At 61.0% G+C, this 26,165-nt stretch carries 23 protein-coding genes; 9 read left to right on the forward strand and 14 right to left on the reverse strand.

Going from position 1 to position 26,165, the window contains the following annotated elements; genetic code table 11:
* Nucleotides 1-264: 264 nt before the first annotated feature.
* The 5 genes from C4J89_RS06500 to C4J89_RS06520 all read right to left on the reverse strand — a co-directional run bounded on the left by C4J89_RS06500 (nt 265) and on the right by C4J89_RS06520 (nt 4,609).
* Complete coding sequence (locus tag C4J89_RS06500) at nt 265-2,706, reverse strand: penicillin acylase family protein (protein ID WP_124414027.1); 2,442 nt, start codon at nt 2,704-2,706, stop codon at nt 265-267.
* A 222-nt stretch (nt 2,707-2,928) separates the two neighbouring features.
* Complete coding sequence (locus C4J89_RS06505; protein WP_124414028.1) at nt 2,929-3,135, reverse strand: SEC-C metal-binding domain-containing protein; 207 nt, start codon at nt 3,133-3,135, stop codon at nt 2,929-2,931.
* Entirely contained in the window at nt 3,132-3,614 is a 483-nt protein-coding gene (locus C4J89_RS06510; RefSeq protein WP_124361638.1) for an LEA type 2 family protein, read from the reverse strand. Before C4J89_RS06510 ends, C4J89_RS06505 begins: the two co-directional genes overlap by 4 nt.
* A 22-nt stretch (nt 3,615-3,636) precedes the next feature.
* Nucleotides 3,637-4,107: a YchJ family protein gene (locus C4J89_RS06515; protein WP_124414029.1), complete on the reverse strand. Its 471-nt coding sequence runs from the start codon at nt 4,105-4,107 to the stop codon at nt 3,637-3,639.
* Between the two features lie 4 nt (nt 4,108-4,111).
* On the reverse strand, nt 4,112-4,609 hold the full coding sequence (locus tag C4J89_RS06520) for a DUF6231 family protein (protein ID WP_124361640.1): 498 nt from the start codon (nt 4,607-4,609) through the stop codon (nt 4,112-4,114).
* A gap of 187 nt (nt 4,610-4,796) precedes the next feature.
* Between C4J89_RS06520 and C4J89_RS06525 the strand changes: the two genes are divergently transcribed.
* A complete protein-coding gene (locus C4J89_RS06525) occupies nt 4,797-5,555 on the forward strand; it encodes a collagen-like protein (protein WP_124414030.1) in 759 nt (252 codons plus the stop codon).
* 86 nt (nt 5,556-5,641) lie between these two features.
* Here the strand turns inward: C4J89_RS06525 and C4J89_RS06530 are convergent, their stop codons facing one another.
* Nucleotides 5,642-6,106, reverse strand: a complete 465-nt coding sequence (locus C4J89_RS06530) for a CopD family protein (protein ID WP_124414031.1) — start codon at nt 6,104-6,106, stop codon at nt 5,642-5,644.
* 99 nt (nt 6,107-6,205) lie between these two features.
* Between C4J89_RS06530 and dinG the strand changes: the two genes are divergently transcribed.
* From dinG to C4J89_RS06560, 6 genes are all read left to right on the forward strand, one after another.
* Complete coding sequence (gene dinG / locus C4J89_RS06535) at nt 6,206-8,350, forward strand: ATP-dependent DNA helicase DinG (RefSeq protein WP_124361643.1); 2,145 nt, start codon at nt 6,206-6,208, stop codon at nt 8,348-8,350.
* Nucleotides 8,351-8,439: 89 nt separating this feature from the next.
* A complete protein-coding gene (locus tag C4J89_RS06540) occupies nt 8,440-10,749 on the forward strand; it encodes a beta-galactosidase (protein ID WP_124414032.1) in 2,310 nt (769 codons plus the stop codon).
* 82 nt (nt 10,750-10,831) lie between these two features.
* Complete coding sequence (locus C4J89_RS06545; protein ID WP_124368943.1) at nt 10,832-11,977, forward strand: serine hydrolase domain-containing protein; 1,146 nt, start codon at nt 10,832-10,834, stop codon at nt 11,975-11,977.
* Between the two features lie 143 nt (nt 11,978-12,120).
* Nucleotides 12,121-13,275: an OmpA family protein gene (locus C4J89_RS06550; protein ID WP_124414033.1), complete on the forward strand. Its 1,155-nt coding sequence runs from the start codon at nt 12,121-12,123 to the stop codon at nt 13,273-13,275.
* 27 nt (nt 13,276-13,302) lie between these two features.
* On the forward strand, nt 13,303-13,950 hold the full coding sequence (pdxH, locus tag C4J89_RS06555) for a pyridoxamine 5'-phosphate oxidase (protein WP_124361646.1): 648 nt from the start codon (nt 13,303-13,305) through the stop codon (nt 13,948-13,950).
* A gap of 256 nt (nt 13,951-14,206) precedes the next feature.
* Nucleotides 14,207-14,671, forward strand: coding sequence for a glycine zipper 2TM domain-containing protein (locus tag C4J89_RS06560; protein ID WP_065886131.1), 465 nt, complete (start codon nt 14,207-14,209; stop codon nt 14,669-14,671).
* A 714-nt stretch (nt 14,672-15,385) separates the two neighbouring features.
* On the opposite strand, the gene nhaA is transcribed toward C4J89_RS06560, so the two are convergent.
* Complete coding sequence (gene nhaA, locus C4J89_RS06565) at nt 15,386-16,570, reverse strand: Na+/H+ antiporter NhaA (RefSeq protein ID WP_124414034.1); 1,185 nt, start codon at nt 16,568-16,570, stop codon at nt 15,386-15,388.
* A 217-nt stretch (nt 16,571-16,787) separates the two neighbouring features.
* Here nhaA and C4J89_RS06570 point away from each other — a divergent pair, with 217 nt between their 5' ends.
* Nucleotides 16,788-17,882 carry a PLP-dependent cysteine synthase family protein gene (locus tag C4J89_RS06570; protein WP_124414035.1) on the forward strand — a complete coding sequence of 365 codons (1,095 nt, stop codon included), beginning with the start codon at nt 16,788-16,790 and terminating at the stop codon, nt 17,880-17,882.
* A 302-nt stretch (nt 17,883-18,184) separates the two neighbouring features.
* On the opposite strand, the gene C4J89_RS06575 is transcribed toward C4J89_RS06570, so the two are convergent.
* From C4J89_RS06575 to C4J89_RS06595, 4 genes are all read right to left on the reverse strand, one after another.
* Nucleotides 18,185-19,486, reverse strand: a complete 1,302-nt coding sequence (locus tag C4J89_RS06575) for an IS4 family transposase (RefSeq protein ID WP_124416004.1) — start codon at nt 19,484-19,486, stop codon at nt 18,185-18,187.
* A gap of 447 nt (nt 19,487-19,933) precedes the next feature.
* Nucleotides 19,934-21,547 carry an NAD(P)/FAD-dependent oxidoreductase gene (locus tag C4J89_RS06585; protein WP_124366147.1) on the reverse strand — a complete coding sequence of 538 codons (1,614 nt, stop codon included), beginning with the start codon at nt 21,545-21,547 and terminating at the stop codon, nt 19,934-19,936.
* 108 nt (nt 21,548-21,655) lie between these two features.
* Complete coding sequence (locus tag C4J89_RS06590) at nt 21,656-22,327, reverse strand: COG3650 family protein (RefSeq protein WP_124361650.1); 672 nt, start codon at nt 22,325-22,327, stop codon at nt 21,656-21,658.
* A 95-nt stretch (nt 22,328-22,422) separates the two neighbouring features.
* Nucleotides 22,423-23,022, reverse strand: coding sequence for a short chain dehydrogenase (locus tag C4J89_RS06595; protein WP_124414036.1), 600 nt, complete (start codon nt 23,020-23,022; stop codon nt 22,423-22,425).
* Nucleotides 23,023-23,126: 104 nt separating this feature from the next.
* On the opposite strand from C4J89_RS06595, the gene C4J89_RS06600 reads away from it, so the two are divergent.
* A complete protein-coding gene (locus C4J89_RS06600) occupies nt 23,127-24,044 on the forward strand; it encodes a LysR family transcriptional regulator (RefSeq protein WP_124414037.1) in 918 nt (305 codons plus the stop codon).
* Here C4J89_RS06600 and C4J89_RS06605 read toward each other — a convergent pair.
* Genes C4J89_RS06605 through C4J89_RS06615 form a run of 3 tightly spaced genes read right to left on the reverse strand, consistent with a single transcriptional unit; the run spans nt 24,032 to nt 26,165 of the window.
* The gene (locus tag C4J89_RS06605; RefSeq protein WP_124361653.1) at nt 24,032-24,517 is read right to left on the reverse strand and encodes a DoxX family protein; all 486 of its coding nucleotides are present in this window, start codon (nt 24,515-24,517) and stop codon (nt 24,032-24,034) included. The genes C4J89_RS06600 and C4J89_RS06605 overlap by 13 nt on opposite strands.
* On the reverse strand, nt 24,514-25,290 hold the full coding sequence (locus C4J89_RS06610; protein ID WP_124414038.1) for a DNA-binding domain-containing protein: 777 nt from the start codon (nt 25,288-25,290) through the stop codon (nt 24,514-24,516). Before C4J89_RS06610 ends, C4J89_RS06605 begins: the two co-directional genes overlap by 4 nt.
* Entirely contained in the window at nt 25,287-26,165 is an 879-nt protein-coding gene (locus tag C4J89_RS06615; RefSeq protein WP_124414039.1) for a DUF692 domain-containing protein, read from the reverse strand. The genes C4J89_RS06610 and C4J89_RS06615 overlap by 4 nt, the downstream gene beginning before the upstream one ends.

Below are 26,165 nucleotides of genomic sequence, written 5' to 3' on the forward strand. Positions count from 1 at the left end.
GATATGACGGTGGGAGAAGTTCTATCTGAATGCATGGGGTCCAAATGTGGGAGGGGGCTTGCTCCCGATGGCAGGGTGTCAGCCACTGATGTAGTGGCTGATCTATCGCTTTCAAGGATCGTTCCCACGCTCCCGCGTGGGAATGCAACCCGTGACGCTCTGCGTCACCTGTGCACGGTAGCTGAAACTTAGCTCGGTTCGCGCGACGCGGAGCGTCGCAAAAGGCATTCCCACGCAGAGCGTGGGAACGATCAGAGCGCCGGGTTACTTGCTAGGTGTCAGGGTCAACCTGGTCTTGCCATACACCTTGTCAAAGTTCTGCGGCTGCATCGGGAAACTCAGGTATTGCGCCTTGAGCGACGGGTCGATGCCGTTGGCATAGTTCGGGCTGGCCGGGTTGCCGGACTGGCCGGTGCCGCCCTGGCCCATCATCGGTTCCGGCTGGCCGAAGTCGACAATCATGCGCAACGCCGACGTCTGGGCCGCATTGAAGTCCTGCCCCCAGCGGTACGGTGCCGGGTTCAGGGTGTTGTGGTCGCCACCACTGGCCAACGGGCCACGGATCACCTGGCCGCTGGTGGTTTTCCAGGTGGTGGTGTGCAGCTTGCCCCATTGCCAGGCCTTGTGATCAGCGCCCAGCAAGCTGTCGCCGGTGCTGATCGTGGCGGCCAGGGTGCGTGCGAGGATCGCCGGCTTGTCTTCTTTGTGCGGCGTGCGCGTGTCATCCCACAGCGGGCTGTCTTCGCGGCCCAGCAAATGGTCTGCGGTGGCTGAGTAGGACAGGCTGGCGTTGCTGACAAAGGCTTTCCAGCTGGCGCTCTGCTCCGGACCGAGTTTGTCGAGGAAGATCTGTCTGGCGCTCTCTTGCAGGAACAGCTCGTAGAGCGCCGCGTCGGCGGACGTTGGCGCAAGGCGACCATCGAAGGCCATCAGGCGGCCCAGTGCTTCGCGCGCCTTGGCCTGTTCGGCCGCAGGCAGCGCATCGATTGCCTGTTTCAGCGGCTGAGCCATGCCCGGCGCCTGAAACATGCCTTTGAGTTTGGCGGCAAAGAGGGTGGTCTGGTCGTATTGCATGGCGATCAGACTGCGGCTGTCATGCTTGCCAGCATTGGCCAGTTGCGCCAGGCGCTCGCTGCGCTCCGGCGCATCCCAGGAATTGGACAGCTGCATGCCATAGCCACGCGGTGCAGTGCGCTGGTTGGCGGTGCCGATCCAGCCTTGCGCCGGGTCCTGGTCATAGGGATGCAGCATGGCGTCGGCGTAACCGTCCCAGTCAAAGCGCGTATCCCAGCCCGGCGAGGGCAGCAGGCCTTCGCCTTCGCGGCGGTTGGGGAAGCGGCCGGTGACTTGCCAGCCGATGTTGCTGGCGTCGGCGAAGATCATGTTCAACGCAATGGCGCGAATTTCTCGGGTCGCGTCCGAGGCCTTACCGGCGTTTTGCGCGCGGGACAGGTCGAAGAACGCATCCAGGCTCTTGTCGTCCTTCAAGTCGGCGGTTTGCAGGGCCAGGCCATAACCACTGGTGAGGGCCTGGCTGCTGTTGAGCAAGGCGCCGTGGCGGGTTTCGTACACCACTTCGCGAATCGAGCGTTGACCTTTGATGAAGAAGGTCTCGTTACGCACACCGGCCGGTAGCCATTTTCCGTTGTTCTCGTAGTACAACGCGTTGCCCTGGCGTTTGACCTTCTCCAGGAACAGGTCCTGGGTATCACCCTTGACCGCGCTCATGCTCCACGCGACCTTGCCGTTGAAGCCCGACAGCAGGGTCGGCAGGCCGGCAATCGACGCGCCGGCCGCCTGATATTTCGGGGCACGGATCTGCACATAGCTCCAAGGTGACGGCGCTTGCGGCTGGGCGGCGAGGTCGTTGGCCAGCAGGCTTTTGCCGCTGCGGCTGCGTTGCGGCCCGATGGCCCAGTTGCTGGACGTGGTCACGCCCAGGGCATTGAGGCTGTTGAGTTGCTGGCTGACCGTGTCCAACCCGGCGAGGCCGGTGATCTGGCTCAGGTTCACGCCCTTGAACTTATCGGCTTCGGCCAGCGGGATCGCCTCGTCCGGCGCGCTTGGGATAAGCCAGGCGAGCTTGTCGACACCGACTTTCTGCGCCAGCACCAGCGACGAAATTTCTTCCTGCAGGTTGCTCGACTCGCTGAAATTCAGCAGGCAGAACAGCAGCGCCGAATCTTCCGGTTTCCAGTACTCAGGCTTGTAGCCGGTCTGGGCCAGGTCTGTCGGCAGCTTGTCGCGGTAGCGGAATAGGTAGGCGTTAACGCCTCGTGCGTAGACTTCAAAGAACCGCTTGAGCCGTGGCGATGAGGCGTTGTACAGCTCGCCGGCGCTCTTTTTAAGGTTGACCGCGCGCATGAAACGGTCGACATCGAGTACCTCAGGGCCGGACATTTCCGCCAGACGGCCTTGGGCCAGCAGCCGCAGGGTGACCATCTGCGTGATCCGGTCGCTGGCGTGCACATAACCGAGACTGAACAGCGCGTCGTGGAAGGTGTTGCTTTCAATCAGCGGCATGCCCTGGGCATTACGGCGTATCGACACGTTTTGCGCCAAGCCCTTGATCGGCTGTACGCCGGCGGCGGGGGGCAGGGTGTCCTGGGTGCTCTGGAGCTGGCAACCGGCCAGGCTTAACGCACTGGCCACTGCCGCGGCAACGCCGAACCGGGGAAGAAAATGTGTAAGGGCTGGCGAGGCCATGGCAAAGCTCCTGCGGGGGGTAGCGTCATTAAAGGCGCTACGTTAGTGAGCGCGGCGAAACGACGCAAGCGGGAGTTTTGTAATTACGTGAGTACTCAGGCTTATGCGCAAATCAATGTGGGAGGGGGCTTGCTCCCGATAGCGGTGTATCAGTCGACATAGGCATCGACTGGATGACCGCTATCGGGAGCAAGCCCCCTCCCACATTGGATATTGGGTAGCTTAAGCGCCGTGGCACTTCTTGAATTTTTTCTCGCTGCCGCAGGGGCAAGGGTCGTTGCGACCAACGTCTTTCAAGGCGTTGCGCACCGGCTCCTGGTGAGCGTGGCCGCAGTTCGGGCCGTGGACATGGCCGTGGTCGTGATCATGGTGATCGTGAGCATGATCGTGGTTGCAGTCAGGACCATGGACATGGGGTTGCTGAGTCATCGATGTCGCTCCGGAATAAAATCGCCGGGGATTATCTCGCCATTGTGGGCCACCTGCACGTCATTACCGATGAATAATCCGGTTTTCAGCTCGCCTTCCAGGCGATAGGGCACGGGGCGGTCGGGATTCTTCAGCATCTGCACTACATCGCGTATGCGTGGCCACAGGTTGGTGCGCACCGACACCCGGAAGAATTTATGACTGCGCGGCGGCACGGTCAGCCATTCGTTGGACTCACCTTCGGTCAGCACCAGATCGCCAAGGGTGACCTTGTAGATCAGGCCACGCACGGTCAGGTCAGCGTCGTCGCGGTTGTCCACGCGAAAGTAGAGCTTGAACTTCTGCTCCAGCAGCTTGGCCCGCACCACTTCGACATTCACCAGGGAGACGTGGGGCGGCGGCGAATCGTCTTCGAACCACGAGGCGCAGCCGGTCAGGCCCAAGGTTAACGCCAGCATCAAGCTGAAGGTGCGAAGCATTGGCGTTATCCCTGTCAGGTCGTTAAAAGTAGCTGGAACAGCACTTCTTGAATTTCTGTCCGCTGCCACACAAACATACATTATTACGCCCGGCCTTCACCTCCACCGTCGGATCGATGAAGTACCAGTGCCCCTCGTTCTGTACGAAAGAAGAGCGTTCACGGTGGCTGTGTTCACCAGCACTGTCGTGCCAGCGCGCCGTGAACGTGACGAAGGCGTGCTCCGGCTGGCCACCGAACACCTCTGAGCTTTCCACCTCAAGGCCGAGCCAGGTGCTTTGAGCGCTCCAGGCGGCAATCGCGTTGCGATCGAGGCCCGCTTGTTGCGCCGGCAGGGTGGTGTTCACCAGATAGTCCACCAGGCCCAGCACGTAGGCGCTGTAACGCGAACGCATCAGCGCCTCGGCAGAGGGCGCCGGGTGGCCGGCGTGGTAATGGCCGCAGCAGGCGTCCAGCAGATTGCCACTGCCGCAGGGGCAAATGGATGTACTCATCGTGTTACCACCAATACTTTCCAAAATTTTCCGGATTGGCCCAGAAGCGAGCGTTGAGCCAGTCCGGCACTTGTTTATAGTCAAGCAGATCGTAGGTAAACAGCGTCAGCACTTGCTCATCACGCTGGAAACGCTCACTGGCTTGCAACGCCAGGGAGAAAAAGTCGGTTTCCTTCCAGGCGCAGGCATCCATGTCCACCAGCACCGCGATGCGGCTGGCATTGAGGTTACGGATACCGCCCAATAACCTCAGACCCAGGGGTTTGGGCAGGTATTCAAGGCAATCGACCACCAGCGCCAGGTCAAAACGCTGCGCCGCCAGGTCGGCAGGCAGTGGCCCGGGCTGCGCAACACTGACGAGCACATCGGGGTGCGCTGTTTTAAACGCATCCAGTGCCGGGAAGTGGCTGGCGCCCAACAGCAGCAGGCGTTTGGGAGCGTGCAGGTCCAACAGCGCAGCCAACGCTTGCTGGGGCGTACGGGCAGAAATTCCAGCGGTCATCGCAGATCCTCACATCAGGACCGTAGAGACTAGCGCGCCTGGGCGTGCGGGCCTAGAGCATCCGGGTAATACCGCCGGCACTTGAGTCGTTGCGTGCGAAGTTTTTTGATCCTTCACTGGCAAAGCGCCTGCAGAAGTCGTTACTGTGCGTCCAAAGAAAAATTTGAAAACACTCGGGAGCCCCATGATGCGTAAGGTTTTTCTGCTGGCCCTGTTGGTCAGCCCCGTTGCCCTGGCCCAGAGTGTCAGTGTCGAAACCAACTCGTTGATGCGCCTGCCCAGCAGCACCAGCGTGTTGCAACTGGAGCGCCTGGACGTGGCGGACTACGGCACCCTGCTGATTCCGGCCACCATCAGTCAGATCGCGGTGGAGCAACTGCATCTGGGGCGTGACGCGCGCATCGCCATTGTTCCTGGCAATACTGCGCTGCAGTTGCAGGTGCGCCAGGCTCAACTGGAGCACGGCAGCCAGATCACCTCCCGCGGCGCACCCGGCACTCATGAAAAACCGGCCAAAGCCGGGCGTGACCTGACCTTGCGTATTAATTCACTGACGGCCGAAGAACTGTCGGTGGATGCCCGTGGTGGCGCCGGCGCCCAAGGGTACGCGGGCCTGGATGGTGCCAATGGCGTCGACCCGGGTTGCACCTGGGGTTCGGCCGGACGCGGGTTCAATGGCGATAACGGCGGCGATGGGTTGCCGGGGGCGTCGGGGGCGGCGGTGCGTATTGAGCTGGCTCAGGATTTCCCAGGCGACAAGATCAAGGTCTTGGTGGACGGCGGCGCCGGTGGTTTGGCCGGTGTAGCGGGCAAACCTGGCAAGGGCGGGCAGTCCAAGGGCTGCCTGGTGTACCGCGCCGATGGCGGCGACAAGGGCCGGCCTGGGTTGGAAGGGCAGCCGGGGCCGGCTGGGCCTGCGGGGTCTGTGACCATTCAACGGCTCTGAAGCGCCGTAGCTTCAAGCTTCAAGCTTCAAGTTCAAAGCTGCAAGTTCAAAGCTTGCAGCTTCAGGCTTGAAGCTTGGCGCTGTGCTTAGAACATTGGCCGAGCCGAAGCAATCGCCACCACCACCAACCCCACGATCAGATTGATCCCCACCAATTTGCGGATCTGCCCCAGCGCCGCCGCGCCCGCCGGCCAGTCCTCAGCCGCCACCGCCGCCTTCAACGCCGGAAACTTCAACGCCTGGATGCGAATAAACAGCGCCGTCATTACCAGGTACAAGCCCATCATCACTTGCACATAACGCGGTGCGGTTTCAAAGCCGTTGAAGCGCAGGTGCATCAGGCCGACGCCGCTGATCGGCAAAATCAGCACCGCCACCCACACCCATACAAAAAAACGTTGAAACACATTTGCCCACAGCTTCAGCCGGGCAGGGCCCTCAAGGGCCGCCATGGCGGCGGGGCGCAGGATCATCCAGGCGAAAAACATACCGCCGACCCAGATCAGGGCGGCCAATACATGCAGGGTGTAAGCGAGGCTAAACGCGGTCATTGTGGTACTCCGTTCTGCGCGGGATTAATTAGCGGGGTATGATAGCGGCCGATCCGAACCACTGAAAATTTATCCAGCGTTTTTTGCGCCCGACTATCCATGATCAGCACTGAACTCAAAACTACGATCCAGGGCGCCTATACGCGTTTTCTCGAAGCCAAGAGCTTGAAACCGCGCTACGGCCAACGCCTGATGATCGCCGAAGTGGCGAAAGTCCTCGGGGATATCGACACTGACGACGAGGGCCGCCGTGCGGGCGAACCGGCGGTCGTGGCCGTCGAGGCCGGCACCGGCACCGGCAAGACCGTGGCCTACAGCCTGGCTGCGATCCCCACCGCCAAGGCCGCAGGCAAGCGCCTGGTGATCGCTACGGCGACCGTCGCACTGCAGGAGCAGATTGTCTACAAAGACCTGCCTGACCTGATGCGCAATAGCGGCTTGAGTTTTACCTTTGCCCTGGCCAAGGGGCGTGGCCGCTACATGTGCCTGTCCAAGCTCGATGTGTTGCTGCAGGAAGGCCACGCGCAGACCGCTACGGCCTCGCTGTTCGAAGAAGAAGGCTTCAAGATCGAGGTCGATGAGGCCAGCCAGAAGCTGTTCACCAGCATGATCGAGAAACTCGCGGGCAATAAATGGGACGGTGATCGCGACAGCTGGCCCACCGCCCTGGAGGATTCCGACTGGGCGCGCCTGACCACCGACCACAGCCAGTGCACCAACCGCCATTGCCCCAACTTCGGCCAGTGCGCCTTCTACAAGGCCCGCGAAGGTATGGGCAAGGTTGATGTGATCGTCACCAACCACGATATGGTGCTTGCCGACCTGGCCCTGGGCGGCGGCGCCGTACTGCCGGACCCGCGCGACACCCTGTACGTGTTCGACGAAGGCCATCACCTGCCGGACAAGGCCATCGGCCACTTCGCCCATTACACGCGCCTGCGCTCTACCGCCGACTGGCTGGAAACCACCGCCAAGAACCTCACCAAGCTGCTGGCCCAGCATCCGCTGCCCGGTGACCTGGGCAAGCTGATCGAACAGGTGCCCGAGCTGGCTCGGGAGATCAAGACCCAGCAGCAGTTCATGTTCAGCGCCTGCGAGCAGGTGGCCGACTTCAAGCCCGGCGAAGACGTGGAAGGCCGTGAGCGGCCGCGTCACCGGTTTGTTGGCGGGATGATTCCCGAGCATATGCGCGAAATGGGCATTGAACTGAAAAAAGGCTTTTCACGCCTGACCGACCTGTTCACCCGTCTTACGGACTTGCTCAAGGAAGGCATGGATGGCGAGGTCAATATCGGCATCGCCAGCAACCAGGCCGAAGAGTGGTACCCGCTGTTCGGTAGCCTGCTGTCCCGCGCCCAGGGCAACTGGGAGTTGTGGACCGCCTTTACCGTCGAAGACCCGGAAGACAACCCGCCCATGGCGCGTTGGCTGACCTTGTCGGAAAGCGGTGCGCTGTTCGATATCGAGGTCAATGCCAGCCCGATCCTGGCCGCCGAAATGCTGCGCCGCAACCTGTGGAACGTGGCCTACGGCTGCCTGGTGACGTCGGCCACGCTGACCGCCCTTGGCACCTTCGACCGCTTCCGCATGCGCGCCGGCCTGCCGAAAAAGGCCGTCACTGCGGTGGTGCCGAGCCCGTTCCACCACGCCGACGCCGGCGTGCTGCGGGTGCCCGACCTCAAGGCCGACCCAAGGGACGCGCCGGCGCACACGGCGGCGATCATCCGCGACCTGCCCGGATTGGTGGAAGGCTCGCGGGGCACCCTGGTGCTGTTTTCGTCGCGCAAGCAGATGCAGGACGTGTTTGACGGCCTTGATCGCGACTGGCGTAAACAGGTGTTTATCCAGGGCAACCTGTCCAAGCAGGAAACCTTGAACAAGCACAAGGCGCGGGTCGATGGCGGTGATTCCAGCGTGTTGTTCGGCCTGGCGAGCTTTGCCGAGGGCGTGGACTTGCCCGGCGCCTACTGCGAACACGTGGTGATCGCCAAGATCCCGTTCTCGGTGCCGGACGATCCGGTTGAGGCCGCGCTGGCCGAATGGATCGAAGCCCGAGGCGGCAACCCATTCATGGAAATTTCGGTACCCGATGCTTCACTGAAACTGGTGCAGGCCTGCGGGCGCTTGCTGCGCACCGAGCAGGACCGGGGCACCATCACTTTGCTCGATCGCCGCCTGGTCACCCAGCGCTATGGCAAGGCCATCCTGAATGCCTTGCCGCCGTTCAGGCGCGAAATTTCTTAAGCCACCGTGGGCGAATTCGTCCACTGCGTGGTCTATCTCACTGTATGTCATCAGGCCAGCCATCGGCCGTTTGGGAGAACCTTGTTCGTATGATTCGCACGCTGCCCGCTCTTTTTGCCCTGCTGTTCGCTGCGCCCTTGATGGCCGCACCGGCCGGGCAACAAACTCTGTTCAACTTCGTCCGGCCCGCCGATGTGGTCAAGGTGGCGACCCAGGACGCCAGCCTGCCGCAATACAACGCCGAACAAACCCCCGAAGGCGAGGTGCTGCGCCGCATCACCTTCAACCCGGCGGCCGAGCCGAGCCTGGTGCTCAGCCCGCAAACGGGCGTGTGGGACTGGTCGCAATCGGGCGCCATGAGCCTGCGTATCCAGAGCGCCATGAACTGGGCGTTGACCCTCTACGTAAAGGTACAAAGTGCCGACGGTAAAACCCTGTTCAGCCGCATCGACTTGCCGGCCGGCCCGGCCCAGACCTTGCTGGTGCCGCTGCAAGCCCACTCGCCGCTGAGCCAGGGCATGAAGGCCGGCCCGCCGATGCCGATGACGGTGGACGGCCAGCGTGTGTTGCTGGCTGCCAGCGCCGGGGACATCGACCGCAGCCAGGTGGTGTCGGTGACGCTGTCGATGATCAAACCGAATGCCGCCCAAAGCATCCTGCTGGAGCGCTTTGGCGTGCAGGACAGCGAGCCGGTGATGAAAGCTGCCTACAGCGAACTGGTGGACGCTTACGGCCAGTCCACCCGCGCGCGCTGGCCGGAAAAAGTCAGCAACGACGAGCAGCTCAAGGCTGTGGCGGCCAAGGAGCAACAACAACTGAAGGTGTGGCTTGCCGAGCGGGACAAATCCTCCCTGGATCAGTACGGCGGCTGGAACAAGGGCCCGGCGTTCGACGCCAGCGGCTTCTTCCGCACTGAAAAGCGCGACGGTCGCTGGTATCTGGTCACACCGCAAGGCCATCCGTTCTACTCGCTGGGTGTCAACACCGTGGCCCCGGACAACAGCCAGACCTACGTGGCCGGGCGTGAGTGGATGTTTGCGGCGCTGCCCAAGGCCGGCGAGCCCTTCGACAAGTATTACGGCAGCGGCGATAACCGCACCGGCAACGGCGCGGGCGAGGGGCGTGGTTTTGGCGCAGGGCGTTGGTATGATTTTTATGGCGCCAATCTGCAGCGCACCTATGGCACTGAAACCGGCACCGACGGTTTCGACCAGAAGCGCTGGGTGACCCACACCCTTGATCGCCTGCAAGCCTGGGGCTTCAACACCGTCGGCAACTGGAGCGATCCGGACCTGGCCACGGCCGACCGCGTGCCCTACACCTTGCCGCTGTCGATTGTGGGTGACTACGCCAGCATCAGCACCGGCACCGACTGGTGGGGCGGCATGCCTGACCCGTTCGACCCACGTTTTGCCATGGCCACTGAACGCGCCGTGGCCATTGCCGCTCGCGATCATCGCGACGACCCGTGGCTGATCGGCTTCTTTGCCGACAACGAACTGGCCTGGGCCGGCCCTGGCGGCGATGCAAAATCCCGTTACGCCCTGGCCTACGGCACCCTGCGCATGACCACCGACGTACCGGCCAAGCGTGCCTTCCTCAAGCAACTGCGCGACAAATACCGCAATGAGGAAGGTCTGTCGAAAGCCTGGGGCATCCACCTGGCCGGCTGGGAACTGATGGAAGACCCTGGCTTCGAGCCGCCTATGCCTGACCCGGAGCATCCCGAAATCGAGGCTGACTTCAAGTATTTCCAGAAGACCTTCGCCGACGCTTACTTCAAGACCATTTCCGATTCGCTGAAATGGCACGCGCCCAACCAGTTGCTGCTGGGTGGGCGTTATGCGGTGAGCACCCCCGAAGCCGTGGCAGCCTGTGCCCAGTACTGCGATGTGCTGAGCTTCAACATGTACACCCTCAAGCCCCAGGACGGTTATGACTTCGCCGCCCTGCGTGCACTCGACAAGCCGGTACTGATCACCGAATTCAATTTTGGCTCGACCGACCGTGGCCCGTTCTGGGGCGGCGTCACCCAATTGGCCGCCGAAGAAGAGCGTGGCGCGGCGTACGCGGCCTTCCTCAAGCAAGCCATGGCGGAGCCGTCGATTGTCGGCGTGCACTGGTTCCAGTACCTGGACCAGCCGGTGACCGGGCGCTTGCTGGACGGTGAAAACGGTCACTTCGGCCTCGTTGGTATTACCGACGTGCCCTTTCAGGGCTTTGTCGACAGCGTGCGCAAAAGCAATCTCGCGGCGGTCGACCAGTTGGGTAAGGCGGCCGAAAAGGCCAAGGCGGCCGGCGCGGCGCGCGAGAGCGAGGGCGGCCGGGCGGGCCAGGCCGGCAAAGACGCAGGCCAGGGCGCCGGGCACGCCGGCGGGCACTCCGCAAATGGGCATTGATTCGTCGTTGATGGGTTCACAAAACCCCTAATGGCTGGAACAATGTCGGCCACTTTTCATGATGTTTTTCGAGGTCGCTCAGGTGCAGATTCAGGGTCATTACGAGCTCCAGTTCGAAGCGGTACGTGAAGCGTTCGCCGCATTGTTCGATGACCCTCAGGAGCGCGGCGCCGGGCTTTGCATCCAGGTCGGCGGCGAGACGGTCGTCGACCTGTGGGCCGGCACCGCCGACAAGGACGGCGCCGAAGCCTGGCACAGCGACACGATCGTCAACCTGTTCTCTTGCACCAAGACCTTCACTGCGGTCGCTGCGCTGCAACTGGTGGCCGAAGGCAAGCTGAAGCTGGACGCGCCCGTGGCCGAGTACTGGCCGGAATTCGCGGCGGCGGGCAAGGAATCCATCACCCTGCGCCAGTTGCTCTGCCACCAGGCCGGGTTGCCGGCGATCCGCGAGATGCTGCCCGCCGAAGCCCTGTACGACTGGCAACTGATGGTCGATACCCTGGCGGCCGAAGCGCCGTGGTGGACACCCGGCCAGGGTCACGGCTACGAGGCGATCACTTATGGCTGGCTGGTCGGTGAGCTGCTGCGCCGTGCTGACGGGCGCGGGCCCGGAGAGTCCATTGTGGCGCGGGTGGCGCGGCCATTGGGATTGGATTTTCACGTCGGCCTGGCGGACGAAGAATTTTATCGTGTCGCCCATATAGCTCGCAGCAAAGGCAATATGGGCGATGCCGCGGCACAACGGTTACTTCAAGTAATGATGCGTGAACCCACGGCCATGACTACCCGTGCATTTGCCAACCCACCGTCTATTCTGACCAGCACTAATAAACCCGAGTGGCGGCGTATGCAGCAACCGGCGGCAAATGGTCACGGGAATGCACGGAGCCTGGCCGGGTTTTATAGCGGTTTATTGGACGGTAGTTTGCTCGAAAGCGACATGCTCGAACAATTGACCCGTGAACACAGTATTGGCCCGGATAAAACCTTATTGACCCAAACCCGTTTCGGCCTGGGTTGCATGTTGGACCAACCGCAGTTGCCCAATGCGACATTCGGCCTTGGCCCGCGCGCCTTTGGGCATCCCGGGGCAGGGGGCTCGGTAGGATTTGCCGACCCTGAGCATGATGTAGCGTTCGGTTTCGTGACTAATACCCTGGGGCCCTATGTACTTATGGACCCACGTGCGCAGAAGTTGGTCGGAATATTGGCCGGTTGTCTATAAACCCCTTGCTGTTTCACAATTTTTTGTTACAAAGACACGTATAAGAAGACGCTGAACGCAATGATGTAACTTCAATGTTCTTTAAGCGTCGGTTTAACGGGGCACCTGGCCCCCCTGGTTTTTTCTCATTTTGTGGATATCTCATGTTATCGAACAAGTCCTTGGCACTGGCGCTGTGCCTCACTATTACCGGCTGTGCACAAACACCACAGAATGATGCCGAAGGTGGGCACTGGTGGTCATTTGGGACCGATAAGGCTGCTACCAAGGACGCAGTGACCCAAACCGACGCCAAGCCGGACGCCAAGCCCGCTGCCGGCGCCAAGGATGCCGCGCCTGTTGCCACTGCCGCAGCGCCTGCTCCGGCAGCCAAGACTGACACAGGCTCCAGCTGGTGGCCATTCTCCACCAAGAGCGCCGACGAAAAGGCCGCCGAAGCCAAGGCCGACCTGAAAGCTGACCTCAAGGCCGCAACCCCGGCTCCGGACGGTGCTCCGGTCGTGGCCAAGACCGATACCGAAGCCCACTGGTGGTGGCCGTTCGATACCAAGCCAAAGCCGCTGGCCAAGGTCGATGTGACCAACGTGCCGATGCCTGATCCGAAAATCACCCAGGCCTGGTTGGACGATTATGAGCCGCGCCTGCGTGCCGCCATCAAGGACAGCAACCTGCAATTGGAACGTCGTGACAACGTGCTGGTAGTGATTGCCCCAGTGGACGGCTCCTACAACCCGAAACGTCCAGCGATGCTGCTGCCGGTGACCCTGGGCCCGTTCACTCGCGTCGCCAAGGCCGTCGAAGCGGATCCAAAGACCGCCGTACTGGTGCTGGGCCACGTCGATGCCACCGGTAGCGCGCCGGCCAGCCAGGCGCTGAGCAAGGAGCGTGCGCAGTCGATTGCCTCGATTTTCAGCCTCAGCGGTTTGAAGCAGGATCGCCTGATGCTGCGTGGCATGGGCGACCTGATGCCGCGTGCCGCCAACGACAGTTCCCAGGGCCGTGCGCTGAATCGTCGCATGGAAATCATGTTCACTCAGCGTACAACTATGTTGGCGCTGCTGAACAAGTACAACTCGGGCAAGACCCCGCCTGTGGCGGAAATGGTTGCCGTGCAGGATGTTCCCGCACCGGCCCCGGCGGTAAAAGCCCCTGCGAAGAAAGCGCCAGCCAAGAAGGCCGCCGCCAAGCCAGCTGCTAAAGCCGCAAAAAAAGCCCCGGCCAAACCGGCTGCAAAGAAACCGGCTCCGGCCAAGGCCAAGGCTGCTGCACCGGCGAGTAACGACCAGGCGAAAAACTGATCCGTTGAACCAGAAGGATAACGCCGCATGACCCAGGCACTGGCCGATATGCGCCGTGACTACACACGGGACGGTTTGAGCGAGGCCCAGGCCCCGGACGAGCCGTTTGCCTTGTTCCACCAATGGTTCGCCGATGCGGTGAAAACCGAGCAGGCACCGGTGGAGGCCAACGCCATGACCCTGGCCACGGTCGACCAGGAGGGTCGGCCGCACTGTCGCATCCTGTTGCTCAAGGGCCTGGATGCGCAGGGCTTTACCTTCTTTACCAACTATCAGAGCGCCAAAGGTGAACAACTGGCGGCGCGGCCATTCGCGGCAATGACCTTTTTCTGGCCGACCCTCGAGCGTCAGGTGCGCATTGAAGGTCGCGTGGTCAAGGTTACGCCTGAAGAATCGGATGCGTATTATCAGGTACGACCTCTGGGCAGCCGCCTGGGGGCGTGGGCATCGCCGCAGAGCAAGGTCATTGGTGATCGCGAAGAACTGCAGGCGCTGCTCAAGGCGACCGAACAGCGTTTCAGCGACACCCAGCCCGACTGCCCCGAGCATTGGGGGGGCTATCGTTTGTTACCCGAGCGCATCGAGTTCTGGCAAGGCCGCGCCAGCCGCCTGCATGACCGTCTTAACTATCGGCTGCAAGCGGGCCAATGGACGCGCGAGCGTCTGGCGCCCTGAGCGTCCCCTTTCGTCATCTAATTTGAATCATACCCTTTGCGCCGAAGTCTTTATGCAGGAGACTTCGGCGTTTTCGGCTGTATGGCTACACTGACTAACCACGCTATGGCATGTTTTGGTTAAGCTACCGTTCGTCGAGCTGTGTGGTGCCGACAGCCTGTACTCAGGCTGAATGAAAGCACTTTTCTGCCTGGCTCGCCGTGACAGGCGCCAGGCTGCAGCGTTTAATGAATACCTGTCCTTTGGAGTTGATGCTATGCGTAAGTCCGTTTTACTAGTTGCCTGCTTTACCACCCTGTCATTGCTGTTGGGTGGCTGCGCCTCGAGTCTGACCGGCGACTCGTACTCCCGTGACGAGGCGCGTCGTGTACAGACCGTCCGCATGGGTACCATCGAATCCCTGCGTCCGGTCAAAATCGAAGGCACCAAGACCCCAATCGGCGGTGCTGCGGGTGCGGTCATCGGCGGCGTTGGCGGCAGCGCCATCGGCGGCGGCCGTGGCAGCATCGTTACCGCTGTGATCGGCGCGGTAGCCGGTGGCCTGCTGGGCTCGGCCACCGAAGAAGGCCTGACCCGTACTCAAGGCGTGGAAATTACCGTTCGTGAAGACGACGGCAGCATGCGTTCCTACGTACAAGCCGTGCAGGAAAATGAAATTTTCCGCATTGGCGACCGTGTGCGCATCATGACGGTCGACGGTACCAGCCGCGTTACTCGCTAAACGCGTAGGCAACAGGCAAAGAAAAACCCCAACCGGGTGACTGGTTGGGGTTTTTCTTTGTCTGTTGGCCGGATCTTCCAAAAATGCATAAGTGGCAGGTAATAAAAAACCGCCTTAGTAGGGCGGTTTTTTATCGCAAGGCCATATGAAGCTCGGCTTGCATGCTCACAGAACGCAATGACATGTCGGAATACTACTGTCGGTTGACGTTTCACGCAAGATGCGGCTCTGAGAGGGACTGTTGCTTCTGCTACTTTTTTTGTCAGAAAAAAATGGCAATAAATATTCCGGGCCACTCTGCGCTTAGTCACACCTTCAACGGGCCGCTCAGCTAGTATCGAGGCCGTTCTACGTTCGTCACTCTGTGAGTCGACGGGGTCAGCAAAAACAAGTTTTCTGGACCAGCCGCCACGGGCTAGTAATCCGTGCCGGATTGATGCGGAGGGCCCGTCAACCCTGCCGCCTCATGGAACGCAATGACAGCATTCGAAGGCTCACGTGTTCCGGTAAGTGCGCTGGAGGTAGGCCCAACTCTAGGAGGGCCGAGTATGTCTAAGTTTGCACGACGTACGTGGAACCTCGTGGTGAATGCCCTGCGTTTTTATCACGTATGGGTATTCCTGCGGGACAGCTTTGATGACCTGTAAGGTCTGAGAAGTGGAGCCGCCTCGATTCAGGTCGAGGCGGCTTTTTGGTGTTTGGATGGCACCTCAACTATGAAATAACGGCTTTCTTGCGACTTGCTATTGCCGTCACCGCATAACCAATAAACGCCGCCACTATCGACCCGGTCAGAATCCCCATGCGATCTTCGCCGGCGAACTCGCTGACCCCCGGTACAAATGCCAGTGAGCCGACAAACAGGCTCATGGTAAAGCCGATGCCGCACAGGATCGCCACGCCCAGCACCTGGCCCCAGTTCGCACCGCTGGGCAGTGAGGCGATGCCGGTCTTGATGGCCAGCCAGGTAAGGCCGAACACACCGATGGTCTTGCCGATCAACAGGCCGGCGGCAATGCCCATGGGCACAGGGTGGGTGAAACTCTCAAGGCTGACGCCGGTGAGTGACACCCCGGCGTTGGCGAACGCGAACAGCGGCAGGATGGCGTAGGCCACCCACGGGTGCAGCGCATGCTCAAGGGTCAGCAGGGGCGAGGTTTCGGCATTTTTGGTGCGCAGTGGAATGCAGAACGCCAGGGTCACCCCAGCGAGGGTGGCGTGGACGCCGCTCTTGAGTACGCACACCCACAGGATCAGGCCGATGATCAGGTACGGCCCGAGCTTGACCACACCCAGGCGGTTCATCGCGATCAGGGCGACCAGGCAGGCCGCTGCACCCGCCAGGGATGCGCCGGACAGGTCAGCGGAATAGAACAGCGCAATGACGATGATGGCACCCAGGTCGTCAATGATTGCCAGGGTCATCAGGAACAGTTTCAGCGACACCGGCACGCGCTTGCCCAGCAGCGCCAGGACGCCGAGCGCAAAGGCGATATCCGTGGCCATCGGGATCGCCCAGCCGGCGAGGGCTGCAGGGTTATCCTTGTTCAGCGCCCAGTAGATGAGCGCGGGGACGACCATGCCGCCGATAGCCGCCGCGCCGGGAAGGACGACCTGGGACGGTTTGGACAGGTGACCATCGAGCAGCTCGCGTTTGACTTCGAGGCCGATCAGCAGGAAGAACAGGGCCATCAGGCCGTCGTTGATCCACAGCAAGGCGGGCTTGGCGATTTGCAGCGCGCCAACCTGTGCCACCACCGGGGTGTCGAGAAAGGCGCCATACAGGTGCGACAAAGGTGAGTTGTTGATAATCAGCGCCAACGCGGCAGCAGCAATCAACAACAGACCGCTGGCGGCTTCCAGCTGGAAAAAACGGGTGAAAGTGCTTCGCAGAGGCAAGGGATGCTCTCCAATCCAGGTTCAATAGGTGGGTACCCTAACCCGTACCGTTAGTTGTTAAAACAAAAGTTATATTCTTATTTGTTATAAGCGTCGGTCAGAGCGGGCGCTGTTTCTGAGCCTAGCAATTGTGTGTCCAATTGAGTCCTCACTGTATCTGTGTGCAGTGTAGGAAACCCCCTAATATCGGGGCTGAAATTCTTAGAGAAACCTCCTCATGAGCGATCACCGTCCCTGGGCCCGCGAAGCCATTCGTATCATTGAAGCGGATTTCCAGCGCAGCGCAGACACCCATCTGATCCCTTTGCCATTGCCGGGTTTGCCGGGTATCGAGTTGTATTTCAAGGACGAGTCCAGCCACCCGACCGGCAGCCTGAAACATCGGCTGGCGCGCTCGCTGTTCCTGTACGCGTTGTGCAATGGCTGGCTGAAGCCGCACGCCCCAGTGATCGAGGCCTCCAGCGGTTCGACGGCGATCTCCGAAGCCTATTTTGCGCGCCTGCTCGGCCTGCCGTTTATCGCCGTGATGCCCGCCACCACTTCCCAGGAGAAGATCGCCCAAATCGCCTTTTATGGTGGTAAGAGCCATCTGGTGCAGGATCCCACGCAGATCTACGCCGAATCCGAACGCCTGGCCCAGGAAAGCGGCGGCCACTTCATGGACCAGTTCACCTACGCCGAGCGCGCCACCGACTGGCGCGCAAACAACAACATCGCCGAGTCGATCTTCCAACAGTTGCGTTTCGAGCAGCACCCGGAGCCGAGCTGGTTGATTTCCAGCCCCGGAACTGGCGGCACTACTGCGACCCTGGGGCGCTATGTGCGTTATCGCCAGCATTGCACGCGAGTGCTATGTGCCGATGCCGAACGTTCGGTGTTTTTCGATTATTACCTGAGCGGCGACGCCAGCCTGCGTCTGGACTGCGGCTCACGGATCGAAGGGATTGGCCGGCCACGGGTCGAAGCCTCGTTTTTGCCCGCTGTGATCGATGCGATGGTCAAGGTGCCGGATGCGCTGTCTCTGGCAGCCATGCATTATCTGGCCGAGCGGTTGGGGCGGCGCGTGGGCGGTTCCAGCGGGACCAACCTGATCGGTGCCCTGGTAGCTGCACAGCAAATGAAAGCAGCGGGGGAGTCGGGGTCGATCGTGGCGATCTTGTGTGATGGTGGCGAGCGCTATGCCACGACTTATTATGATCAGGCGTGGCTGTCGGCGCAGGGCTATGCGTTGCAAGGGTTGATTGCGGCCGTTGCGGCGAGTGTCGAGCAGGGTGAGCCACTGCCGGCCAGCATCCTGCGTGCCAATATCTGATACCCCGCAAACCCAATGTGGGAGGGGCGGTGCGACGATCCGACTTGCGGTGTGTCAGTCAAAAAATTCAGATTGAACCACTGCTATCGGGGCATAGGTATCTACACAGCTTTAGCATGGCCCTGAACCTGTGACGGCTCTGGAGCCGAAGCCTCTCTAACTGACGTCTCGCGTTCCAAATGTGGGAGGGGGCTTGTCCCCGATGGCGGCCTGACAGCCGACCAGGGTGTTGGATCAGAGCGAGTACATATCCGTTGCTGCGGTAACGGCGGCTGGCGGTTCCGCTCTTACAGCCAGCCCTTTCAAGGTCTTTTGATTTTAGCGGCCTTGAGCACCCGATCCGTCGACACATGGGCATTCGCGGCTTTGCCTTCCAGCCATTCCTTGGGTTTAGGCACCTTCGGCCCTCGCTTGCTCTTGACGACCGCTTTGGGCTGGATATTTCGAGCAAGTGCAAGCAGATATTGAGCCAGCCCCGCTGCGGGGATAGGGATGGATAAATATTCTGGCAAGGCTATTTGCATTCCCTCGTAACCGCTGCGTACCTGCACCGTCAGGTGGAAAATCGATGCCTCCCAATCGTCGGGCAAAGTCTGGCGATGAGCCTGCTCGACGCTGCGTTTGAGCACGGCCAGAACGTTGTAAGCCAACACGGCTGATGCAAATCCCAACAGGGCTGCTTTAGGGTTGCCCAAGGTTTCGATTTCACTGTCCAACACCGCTTCCAGGCGCTGGAACATCCCTTCGATGCTCCAACGACGGCGGTACAAATCGGCGATTTGCTCAGCACTGATAGAGTCGGGCAAGTTGCTCCAGAACAGCAGCGTGGTGTCGCCGGATTCGGTGGGGTTTTGCAGGCTCAGTTCGACTCGCCGCCACTGGCGTCCACCTTTTACTTCGATGATTTGCTCACGCACGCTGCCTGCCGCGACCGCAACAGGCAGCTGCCAGTCGCTTTCCTTAAGCAGGCGTGGATGTTTGCTCTGTTCGCGAATGATGAACGAGGCCCCGGTATCTTCGCAGGCCTCCATGACTGGGAGCGTGCAGTAGAGTCGGTCAGCCATCCACAGTTGTCCCGCACAGGCCTTTTCCAGCAACGGCAGCACGCTGACGCGTTCGCTGGCATAGGCATCTTCACAAGGCTGAAGATCAACGACCTGGTCCAGATCGGGGTCGTAAACCACAACGGAAAAACCAGGCCGGGCGGCGCCTCGTTCACGGCGCAAAGCGCCCAGACGCTTTTCGCTGGAAGGCAGGTGGTTACCGTCAACGACCCGTAGTTGCCAACCAGGCAAAATGGCTGTGTGCCCCAGTTCTTTTATCGTCGGTGCCAAACGCTCTGCGCTACCGGTGACCAGGGCGCGCAGTAGCGCAGGCTCTGTACGACTGACCTTGTCATACAGCGCCGCCAAGCTGACAGGAAGATCTTCCATCTGTCGCGCGGCGGCATGCAGCGAAGGTCGCAAACCCAATGAAACAAGGGACATCAGTTCAACGATGGTTGAAAACAAAAGCTCACGTGGGTACTGCCGCTGACGGTGCTCTTCGAACACCTGATCGACCCATTCAGCAGGAACAGCCTGCTCCAATATCACTCTGGTCATGACACTGGCTGGCGCTTTTTTCTCAAACCGCGCTAGAACCTCTGCCCACATTGCTTTCGTCACCCTGATCGGAGTTTTGCGGGATTTTATCAAAGACCTTGAAAGGGCTGGCTCTTACAGCGGGTCACTTTTGGAAGGACCCAAAAGTAACCAAAAGGTCCTCGCCCCACCACTCGGCACCTCGCCCAGGCTCGGTGTGCCCGTAATCCGACAGTGATTTGGGGGGCCGCCGCCACGCGCCATCCATGGCGCGGGGCGGCTAAACCGGCATCCCTGCCGGTTTACCCCCCAAATCACTATCGGATTCCGGCCAGCGTGGTTTAACGGGGCGACTGAGATCAAGATCAAAAGCAAGAGCGGCTCGCTTCGCATCGTGGTTACCGTAGGCTGCTACAAAGTTGTGTAGATACCTATGACCATCGGGAGCAAGCCCCCTCCCACATGTTTTCAGGCCTCGATGCCCAGCATATCCCGCGCCAACGCTTCGGCAATCCGGATCCCGTCAACGCCTGCCGACAGGATCCCGCCGGCATAACCCGCGCCTTCGCCGGCCGGGAACAAGCCTTTCACGTTGAGGCTCTGCATCGACTCATTGCGGGTAATGCGCAGCGGCGATGAGGTGCGCGTCTCGATACCGGTCAAGACCGCATCGTGCAGCGAGTAGCCTTTGATCTGCTTTTCGAACGCCGGCAAGGCTTCACGGATGGCTTCGATGGCGAAATCCGGCAGGGCCAGGGCCAGGTCACCCAGGGCTACCCCAGGCTTGTAGGACGGTTCTACGCTGCCGATGGCCGTGGACGGCCGGCCTGCGATGAAATCGCCGACCAACTGTGCCGGGGCCTCGTAATTACTGCCGCCGAGCACGTAGGCATGGGACTCCAGGCGCTCCTGCAGTTCGATACCGGCGAGCGGGCCGCCTGGGTAGTCCACCTCAGGCGTGATGCCGACCACGATGCCTGAGTTGGCGTTGCGTTCATTGCGCGAATACTGGCTCATGCCGTTGGTCACGACGCGATTGGGCTCCGACGTCGCGGCCACCACGGTGCCGCCAGGGCACATGCAGAAGCTGTAGACCGAGCGACCGTTCTTGGCGTGGTGCACCAACTTGTAATCGGCGGCGCCGAGTTTCGGGTGCCCGGCGTATTTGCCCAGGCGCGCGGCGTCGATCAGCGACTGTGGGTGCTCGATACGGAAGCCCACCGAGAACGGCTTGGCCTCCATGTACACGCCACGGCCGTGAAGCATGCGGAAGGTGTCGCGGGCGCTGTGGCCCAGGGCGAGGATCACGTGCCTGGAGAGAATTTGCTCGCCGCCATCGATGACCACGCCCTTCAACTGGCCCTCTTCGATCAGGACGTCGGTGACCCGTTGTTCGAAGCGCACTTCACCGCCCAGGGCAATGATTTGCTGGCGCATGTTTTCCACCACGCCGGTCAGACGGAACGTGCCGATATGCGGCTTGCTGACGTAGAGAATCTCTTCCGGGGCGCCGGCCTTGACGAACTCATGCAGCACCTTGCGCCCGTGGAATTTCGGGTCCTTGATCTGGCTGTACAGCTTGCCGTCGGAGAAGGTCCCGGCGCCGCCTTCGCCGAACTGCACGTTGGACTCAGGGTTGAGTACGCTTTTGCGCCACAGGCCCCAGGTGTCCTTGGTGCGCTGGCGTACTTCCTTGCCACGCTCAAGGATGATCGGCTTGAAGCCCATCTGTGCCAGCAGCAGCCCGGCGAAGATGCCGCATGGGCCGAAACCGACCACCACCGGCCGTTCGACCAAGCCTTCCGGCGCCTGCCCTACCACGTGGTAACTGACATCCGGCGCCGGATTGACGTTGCGATCATCGGCGAACTTGAGCAGCAGGGCGGCTTCGCCCTTTACATTCAAGTCGACGGTGTAGATGAAGCACAGCTCCGAGGACTTTTTGCGGGCATCATAGCTGCGCTTGAACAGGGTGAAATCGAGCAGGTCATCACTGGCGATGCCCAGGCGCTGCACGATGGCGGGCCGCAGGTCTTCTTCGGGATGGTCGATGGGCAGCTTGAGTTCGGTGATTCGTAACATGACAGGATCCGGTAGGCGGCGGGCAAGAAGGCCGGCTGTTTTGCAAACCGGCGATTATAAGCCCCAATGGCGTCTTTCCGTCAGGTTAAAAAACGGCGCAGGGCGCAATCAGTCGTCCCGCGAGCCACCAAAGGCTGCGCAACCACGCTGGACCTGGCCGTTGACACGCAATTGGGCGGTCATGTGCTGCAGGCTGCCGCTCACGCTGTCGACGCATCGCTGCGGGGCGACCCACAATTCGATGTGCTGGTTATTGGCGTCGGTCATCAGGTTGAAGCGCCCGTCACCCAGTTGCTCTTCGACATAAGGCACTGCCAGGGGCGGTTGGCCTTCGCGCTCCAGCACCATGCCCTTGGCCGTGACGCTCATCGCCCAGGCCGGCTTATGGCCGTTTGCCCGCAGGATCATGCGCTTGAAGTCCGGGTCGCCACAGGCTGAGGTCGAGCGCTCGACGCGATACAGCTGTTGCAGGTCCACCGAACCCTGGGTGCCGCTGGCAACGCCGGAAAACTTGCCACGCAAATCTGCAAACAACGCGCCCTGCTGACCGGCCAGCGAGGCGGCTTCCTGCAGGATGCTGGTGCCACCGGTGTCGTTGACCACGTAGTTGCGCTGGTCGTTGCAGGGCTGGAACAACAGCTTGCCGTCCACCGCCGTCAATTCACCCTGCATGCGGGTCAGCCCGGCGGTAGACAGCTTGGCGGGCTCGCTGTCGAACATCTGGCAAGCGGCGAAGAAGGGGAACAGGGCTAGCAACGTTAGGGTCGAGGCGGCACGCATTTTCGGTCTCCAGACAAGTGCCGCCACGTTACGCAGGCTCGCGCCGCATCACAAGCCCGCGGCCCAGCTTCAGGCGATTCTTACAGACCTGCAACTCAGCTCACGACAAAGGTCTGACCGGTCTGTAAGCCTTCGACACTTTTTGCATAGGCCAAGGCCACTTCAGCGCCAGCAACCGGTTTGAATCCACGGAAATACGGCGCATAGCTGCCCATGGCTTCCACCAGCACCGTCGGGCTCACGCAATTAATGCGCAAGCCGCGTGGCAGTTCAATTGCTGCTGCTTTGACAAAGGCGTCCAGCGCGCCGTTGACCAGCGCAGCAGAGGCGCCGGTGCGAATCGGATCACGGTTCAAAATGCCGCTGGTAAAGGTAAACGACGCGCCGTCATTAGCGAACTCCCGGCCGATGAGCAGCAGGTTGACTTGGCCCATCAGCTTGTCCCGCAGGCCCAGTTCGAAGTCGGTTTCGTTCATGTCGCCCAGCGCCACGAAGTTCACGCTGCCCGCCGCGCAAACCAGCGCGTCGAACGTGCCGGTCTGCTCGAACAGTGTGCGAATCGAGGCGCTGTCGCTGATATCGACGTGGAAGTCGCCGCTGTGGCGGCCGATGGCGATCACCTCGTGACGCTTCGCCAGCTCTGCCTTGACCGCTGAACCGATCGTGCCGTTGGCACCAATTAAAAGAATTTTCATCGTGCTGCTCCTTCAGGGGGTGGGTGAAGGTTGAGTCTAGGGTGGCTTTTTCAGCGGATAAACCTGCTAATAGGCAACCTTTGGTTTTCAGTTGGAAACAATCCATGAGCGAAATGGATGACTTGGCGGCCTTCGCGGTGTTGATCGAAGCCGGCAGTTTCACCGTGGCGTCGGAGCAACTGGGGTGCAGCAAGGGCCAATTGTCCAAGCGAATCAGCCAGCTCGAAGCGCAGTACGCCGTGGTGCTGTTGCATCGCACCACGCGCAAGCTGAGCCTGACCGCCGCAGGCGCGGCCTTGCTGCCCCAGGCACAGGCGCTGGTGGTGCAAGTGGAGCGTGCGCGTCAGGCTTTGGCCCGACTCAAGGATGATTTGGCCGGGCCAGTACGTATGACGGTTCCGGTGTCATTGGGAGAAACCTTCTTCGATGGCTTGTTGCTGGAATTTTCCAAGCACTACCCACAGGTGCAGATCGAACTGGAGCTCAATAACAACTATCGTGATCTGGCGCGGGATGGCTTCGATCTGGGCGTACGCTCGGGTGCCATCGAGAATGAGCGCCTGGTGATCAAGCCGCTGCTGGCCTGGCACGAGATGACCTGCGCCAGTCCGGCCTATCTGGAACAGCACGGTGAACCGCTGCATCCGGCGGAGCTGGCGGGCCATACCTGTTTGCTCAACAGTCACTACAGCGGCCGCGAGGAGTGGCTGTACCACCAGCAGCATGAGCTGTTGCGGGTGCGGGTCAGTGGCACTTTCGCGTCCAATCACTACAACCTCTTGAAGAAGGCCGCATTGGTGGGCGCCGGTATCGCGCGCCTGCCGTCCTACCTGCTACCGACGGAATTGGCGGAGGGTCGATTGCGCTGGCTGCTGCGCGATTATCAAACGCGCAGCCAGCCGATGTACCTGGTGCATCCCTATCAAGGTGGCCTGCCGCGGCGCACCCAGGTACTGGCCGACTATTTGGTGGACTGGTTCAAGCGCAGCGGCGCGGCCCTGGACCGTCTTCAGCGGGAGTGACGGGCGATCCAGTGGTCGATGGACAGCCGGCCCGGGCCCTTGGCCACCAGCAGCAGTAACAGCGCGATCCAGGTGCCATGGGTCGGGTAGGCGTCCGGATAGACAAACAACTGAATGGTCAGGGTCATGCCGATCAAGGCAAGGGCCGAGAATCGCGTGGCGAATCCCAGCAGGATCAGCACCGGGAAAAAGTGCTCGGCAAACGCTGCCAGGTGCGCGGCGACTTCGGGTGACAACAGCGGCACATGGTATTCGCTGCGAAATAACGGCAAGGTCGAGGCGGCCAGTTTGGGGGCGCCGAGTTGGAAGGTGCCGCTGATCAGATCAATGGCAAACCCTTCGACTTTGGTTTGTCCGGATTTCCAGAACACCGCCGCGATAGAGAAGCGCGCGATAAAGGCGATCAGGCTGTAGGGAATTTTTTCAAAAAGTGCGATGGCCTGTTTCAGCAGGCTGGCGGCGGAATTGTTCATGGCGATACCTTGGGTTCCAGGTGTAAATGAGTAATGGCGTCGTGGCTGATCAACAGCGTCAGGCACCGATGCAGATCGAATTCGGAGGAGGCCTGCAAGGCATGCTCCACCGCCATCTCCAGTCTCGCGCCTTGGTTCAGGCAGTTGATAAAGGCCACCGAGCCGCTGTCGATGACGAAGACCTTGACCGCCAACCCGTGGCGCAACACCAGCGCGTTCTGGGCAGGCCACGGGGTCAAGCCAGCGAGGTCGCCGTCCGCCTGGTGCGCGGCCCATACCGTCACGACCGCGTAAGCAGAGCTCAAGGTGGCGAGCGATGGATGCAGCGTCAGGCTCAACCGCGCTACGCCTGATTGACCTTGCAGATGCTGGAGAACAGCGTGCTGGCACAGCGCCGGAATGTCGGGCGCGTGATAAGCACGCACCCGCAGGCGCTCCAGCCGCGCGACATCCGCCAGGTAAGGCACGCTGGCGGCCGGTGCGAATGCCTGGATAAACTCGGCCAATGTGCTGCCGTACGCGTTGATCAGCGGGCTGGTGGGCGGGTTGTCGTGGACGAAAACGCCAGCCATGGCGCGGAAAAACTCATCGCCCACCAGCTGCAGCGTCACGGGATAACTGGCCGCCAGGGCATTGATCAACGAACTGTGGACGTTATTGCGATACACCGCAAAGCGGCTGGCGGGGTCGGCGCCGTTACTGCTGAACACCCCCTCCGGGCAGGAACCGTGCGCCGCGAGCAGGGCGTTGGTGAACGCGTCCTGAAGGCTCATGACATCACCTGCGACAAATACCATTCGGCGTGCCTGGCCTCGGCGTGCAGCGTGCTGAAGCTCGGCACCTGGTTATCCCGTTCGATCAGCGTGGCGACCGGCCCCGTGCGTTTGAGCAACTGTTCGTATAGCTGCCACACCGCAGCATCGATCGGCGCACCGTGATCATCGATAAGCAGTCTGTCGCCCAGGCTGTCGGTGTCTTCGGCAAACCCGGCCAGATGTATCTCGCCGACGGCATGCAAAGGTAAGGCATCGATGTAGGCCAGAGGATCGCGCTGATGGTTGATGCACGACACGTAGACGTTATTCACGTCCAGCAGCAAACCGCAGCCGGTGCGCCGAATGACTTCGTTGATGAAGTCCGCTTCGTCCAGGGTGGAGCGTTGAAATTGCACATAGGTCGACGGGTTCTCCAATAGCATCGGCCGCTTGAGCGCGCTTTGCACTTGGTCTATGTGCTCGGCTACGCGCGCCAGGGTTTGTGCATCGTAGGCCAGGGGCAGCAGGTCATTGAGAAACACCGCGCCGTGGCTGGACCAGGCTAGGTGTTCGGAAAATGAGTGGGGTTGATAGCGTTCGATCAGCCCGGCCAACCGTGCCAGGTGCTCAGGGTTGAGCGGACCTTCGCCACCGATGGAGAGGCCCACGCCGTGCAACGACAGTGGGTAGCGTTCGCGGATCAACCCCAGGTAATGGTGAAAAGGGCCGCCGGCGACCATGTAGTTTTCGGCGTGCACTTCAAAGAAACCAATGTCTGGTGAAGAGCCGAGCACTTCAGTGAAGTGCTGGGTCTTAAGTCCCAATCCGGCCCGACGCGGCAGGCCGGATGCCTGAGCCTGGGAGACGGCTTGCAGGGATGAAAGGGTCATCAT

The sequence above is a fragment of the Pseudomonas sp. R4-35-07 genome (genome assembly GCF_003852235.1).
GTDB lineage: Bacteria > Pseudomonadota > Gammaproteobacteria > Pseudomonadales > Pseudomonadaceae > Aquipseudomonas.

Bases quoted from the DNA above. Each gene is read 5' to 3' on its own strand.
- C4J89_RS06500 (WP_124414027.1), bottom strand. From the start codon at position 2,706: ATGGCCTCGCCAGCCCTTACACATTTTCTTCCCCGGTTCGGCGTTGCC.
- C4J89_RS06505 (WP_124414028.1), bottom strand. From the start codon at position 3,135: ATGACTCAGCAACCCCATGTCCATGGTCCTGACTGCAACCACGATCAT.
- C4J89_RS06510 (WP_124361638.1), bottom strand. From the start codon at position 3,614: ATGCTTCGCACCTTCAGCTTGATGCTGGCGTTAACCTTGGGCCTGACC.
- C4J89_RS06515 (WP_124414029.1), bottom strand. From the start codon at position 4,107: ATGAGTACATCCATTTGCCCCTGCGGCAGTGGCAATCTGCTGGACGCC.
- C4J89_RS06520 (WP_124361640.1), bottom strand. From the start codon at position 4,609: ATGACCGCTGGAATTTCTGCCCGTACGCCCCAGCAAGCGTTGGCTGCG.
- C4J89_RS06525 (WP_124414030.1), top strand. From the start codon at position 4,797: ATGCGTAAGGTTTTTCTGCTGGCCCTGTTGGTCAGCCCCGTTGCCCTG.
- C4J89_RS06530 (WP_124414031.1), bottom strand. From the start codon at position 6,106: ATGACCGCGTTTAGCCTCGCTTACACCCTGCATGTATTGGCCGCCCTG.
- dinG (WP_124361643.1), top strand. From the start codon at position 6,206: ATGATCAGCACTGAACTCAAAACTACGATCCAGGGCGCCTATACGCGT.
- C4J89_RS06540 (WP_124414032.1), top strand. From the start codon at position 8,440: ATGATTCGCACGCTGCCCGCTCTTTTTGCCCTGCTGTTCGCTGCGCCC.
- C4J89_RS06550 (WP_124414033.1), top strand. From the start codon at position 12,121: ATGTTATCGAACAAGTCCTTGGCACTGGCGCTGTGCCTCACTATTACC.
- pdxH (WP_124361646.1), top strand. From the start codon at position 13,303: ATGACCCAGGCACTGGCCGATATGCGCCGTGACTACACACGGGACGGT.
- C4J89_RS06560 (WP_065886131.1), top strand. From the start codon at position 14,207: ATGCGTAAGTCCGTTTTACTAGTTGCCTGCTTTACCACCCTGTCATTG.
- C4J89_RS06570 (WP_124414035.1), top strand. From the start codon at position 16,788: ATGAGCGATCACCGTCCCTGGGCCCGCGAAGCCATTCGTATCATTGAA.
- C4J89_RS06575 (WP_124416004.1), bottom strand. From the start codon at position 19,486: ATGACCAGAGTGATATTGGAGCAGGCTGTTCCTGCTGAATGGGTCGAT.
- C4J89_RS06585 (WP_124366147.1), bottom strand. From the start codon at position 21,547: ATGTTACGAATCACCGAACTCAAGCTGCCCATCGACCATCCCGAAGAA.
- C4J89_RS06590 (WP_124361650.1), bottom strand. From the start codon at position 22,327: ATGCGTGCCGCCTCGACCCTAACGTTGCTAGCCCTGTTCCCCTTCTTC.
- C4J89_RS06595 (WP_124414036.1), bottom strand. From the start codon at position 23,022: ATGAAAATTCTTTTAATTGGTGCCAACGGCACGATCGGTTCAGCGGTC.
- C4J89_RS06600 (WP_124414037.1), top strand. From the start codon at position 23,127: ATGAGCGAAATGGATGACTTGGCGGCCTTCGCGGTGTTGATCGAAGCC.
- C4J89_RS06605 (WP_124361653.1), bottom strand. From the start codon at position 24,517: ATGAACAATTCCGCCGCCAGCCTGCTGAAACAGGCCATCGCACTTTTT.
- C4J89_RS06610 (WP_124414038.1), bottom strand. From the start codon at position 25,290: ATGAGCCTTCAGGACGCGTTCACCAACGCCCTGCTCGCGGCGCACGGT.
- C4J89_RS06615 (WP_124414039.1), bottom strand. From the start codon at position 26,165: ATGATGACCCTTTCATCCCTGCAAGCCGTCTCCCAGGCTCAGGCATCC.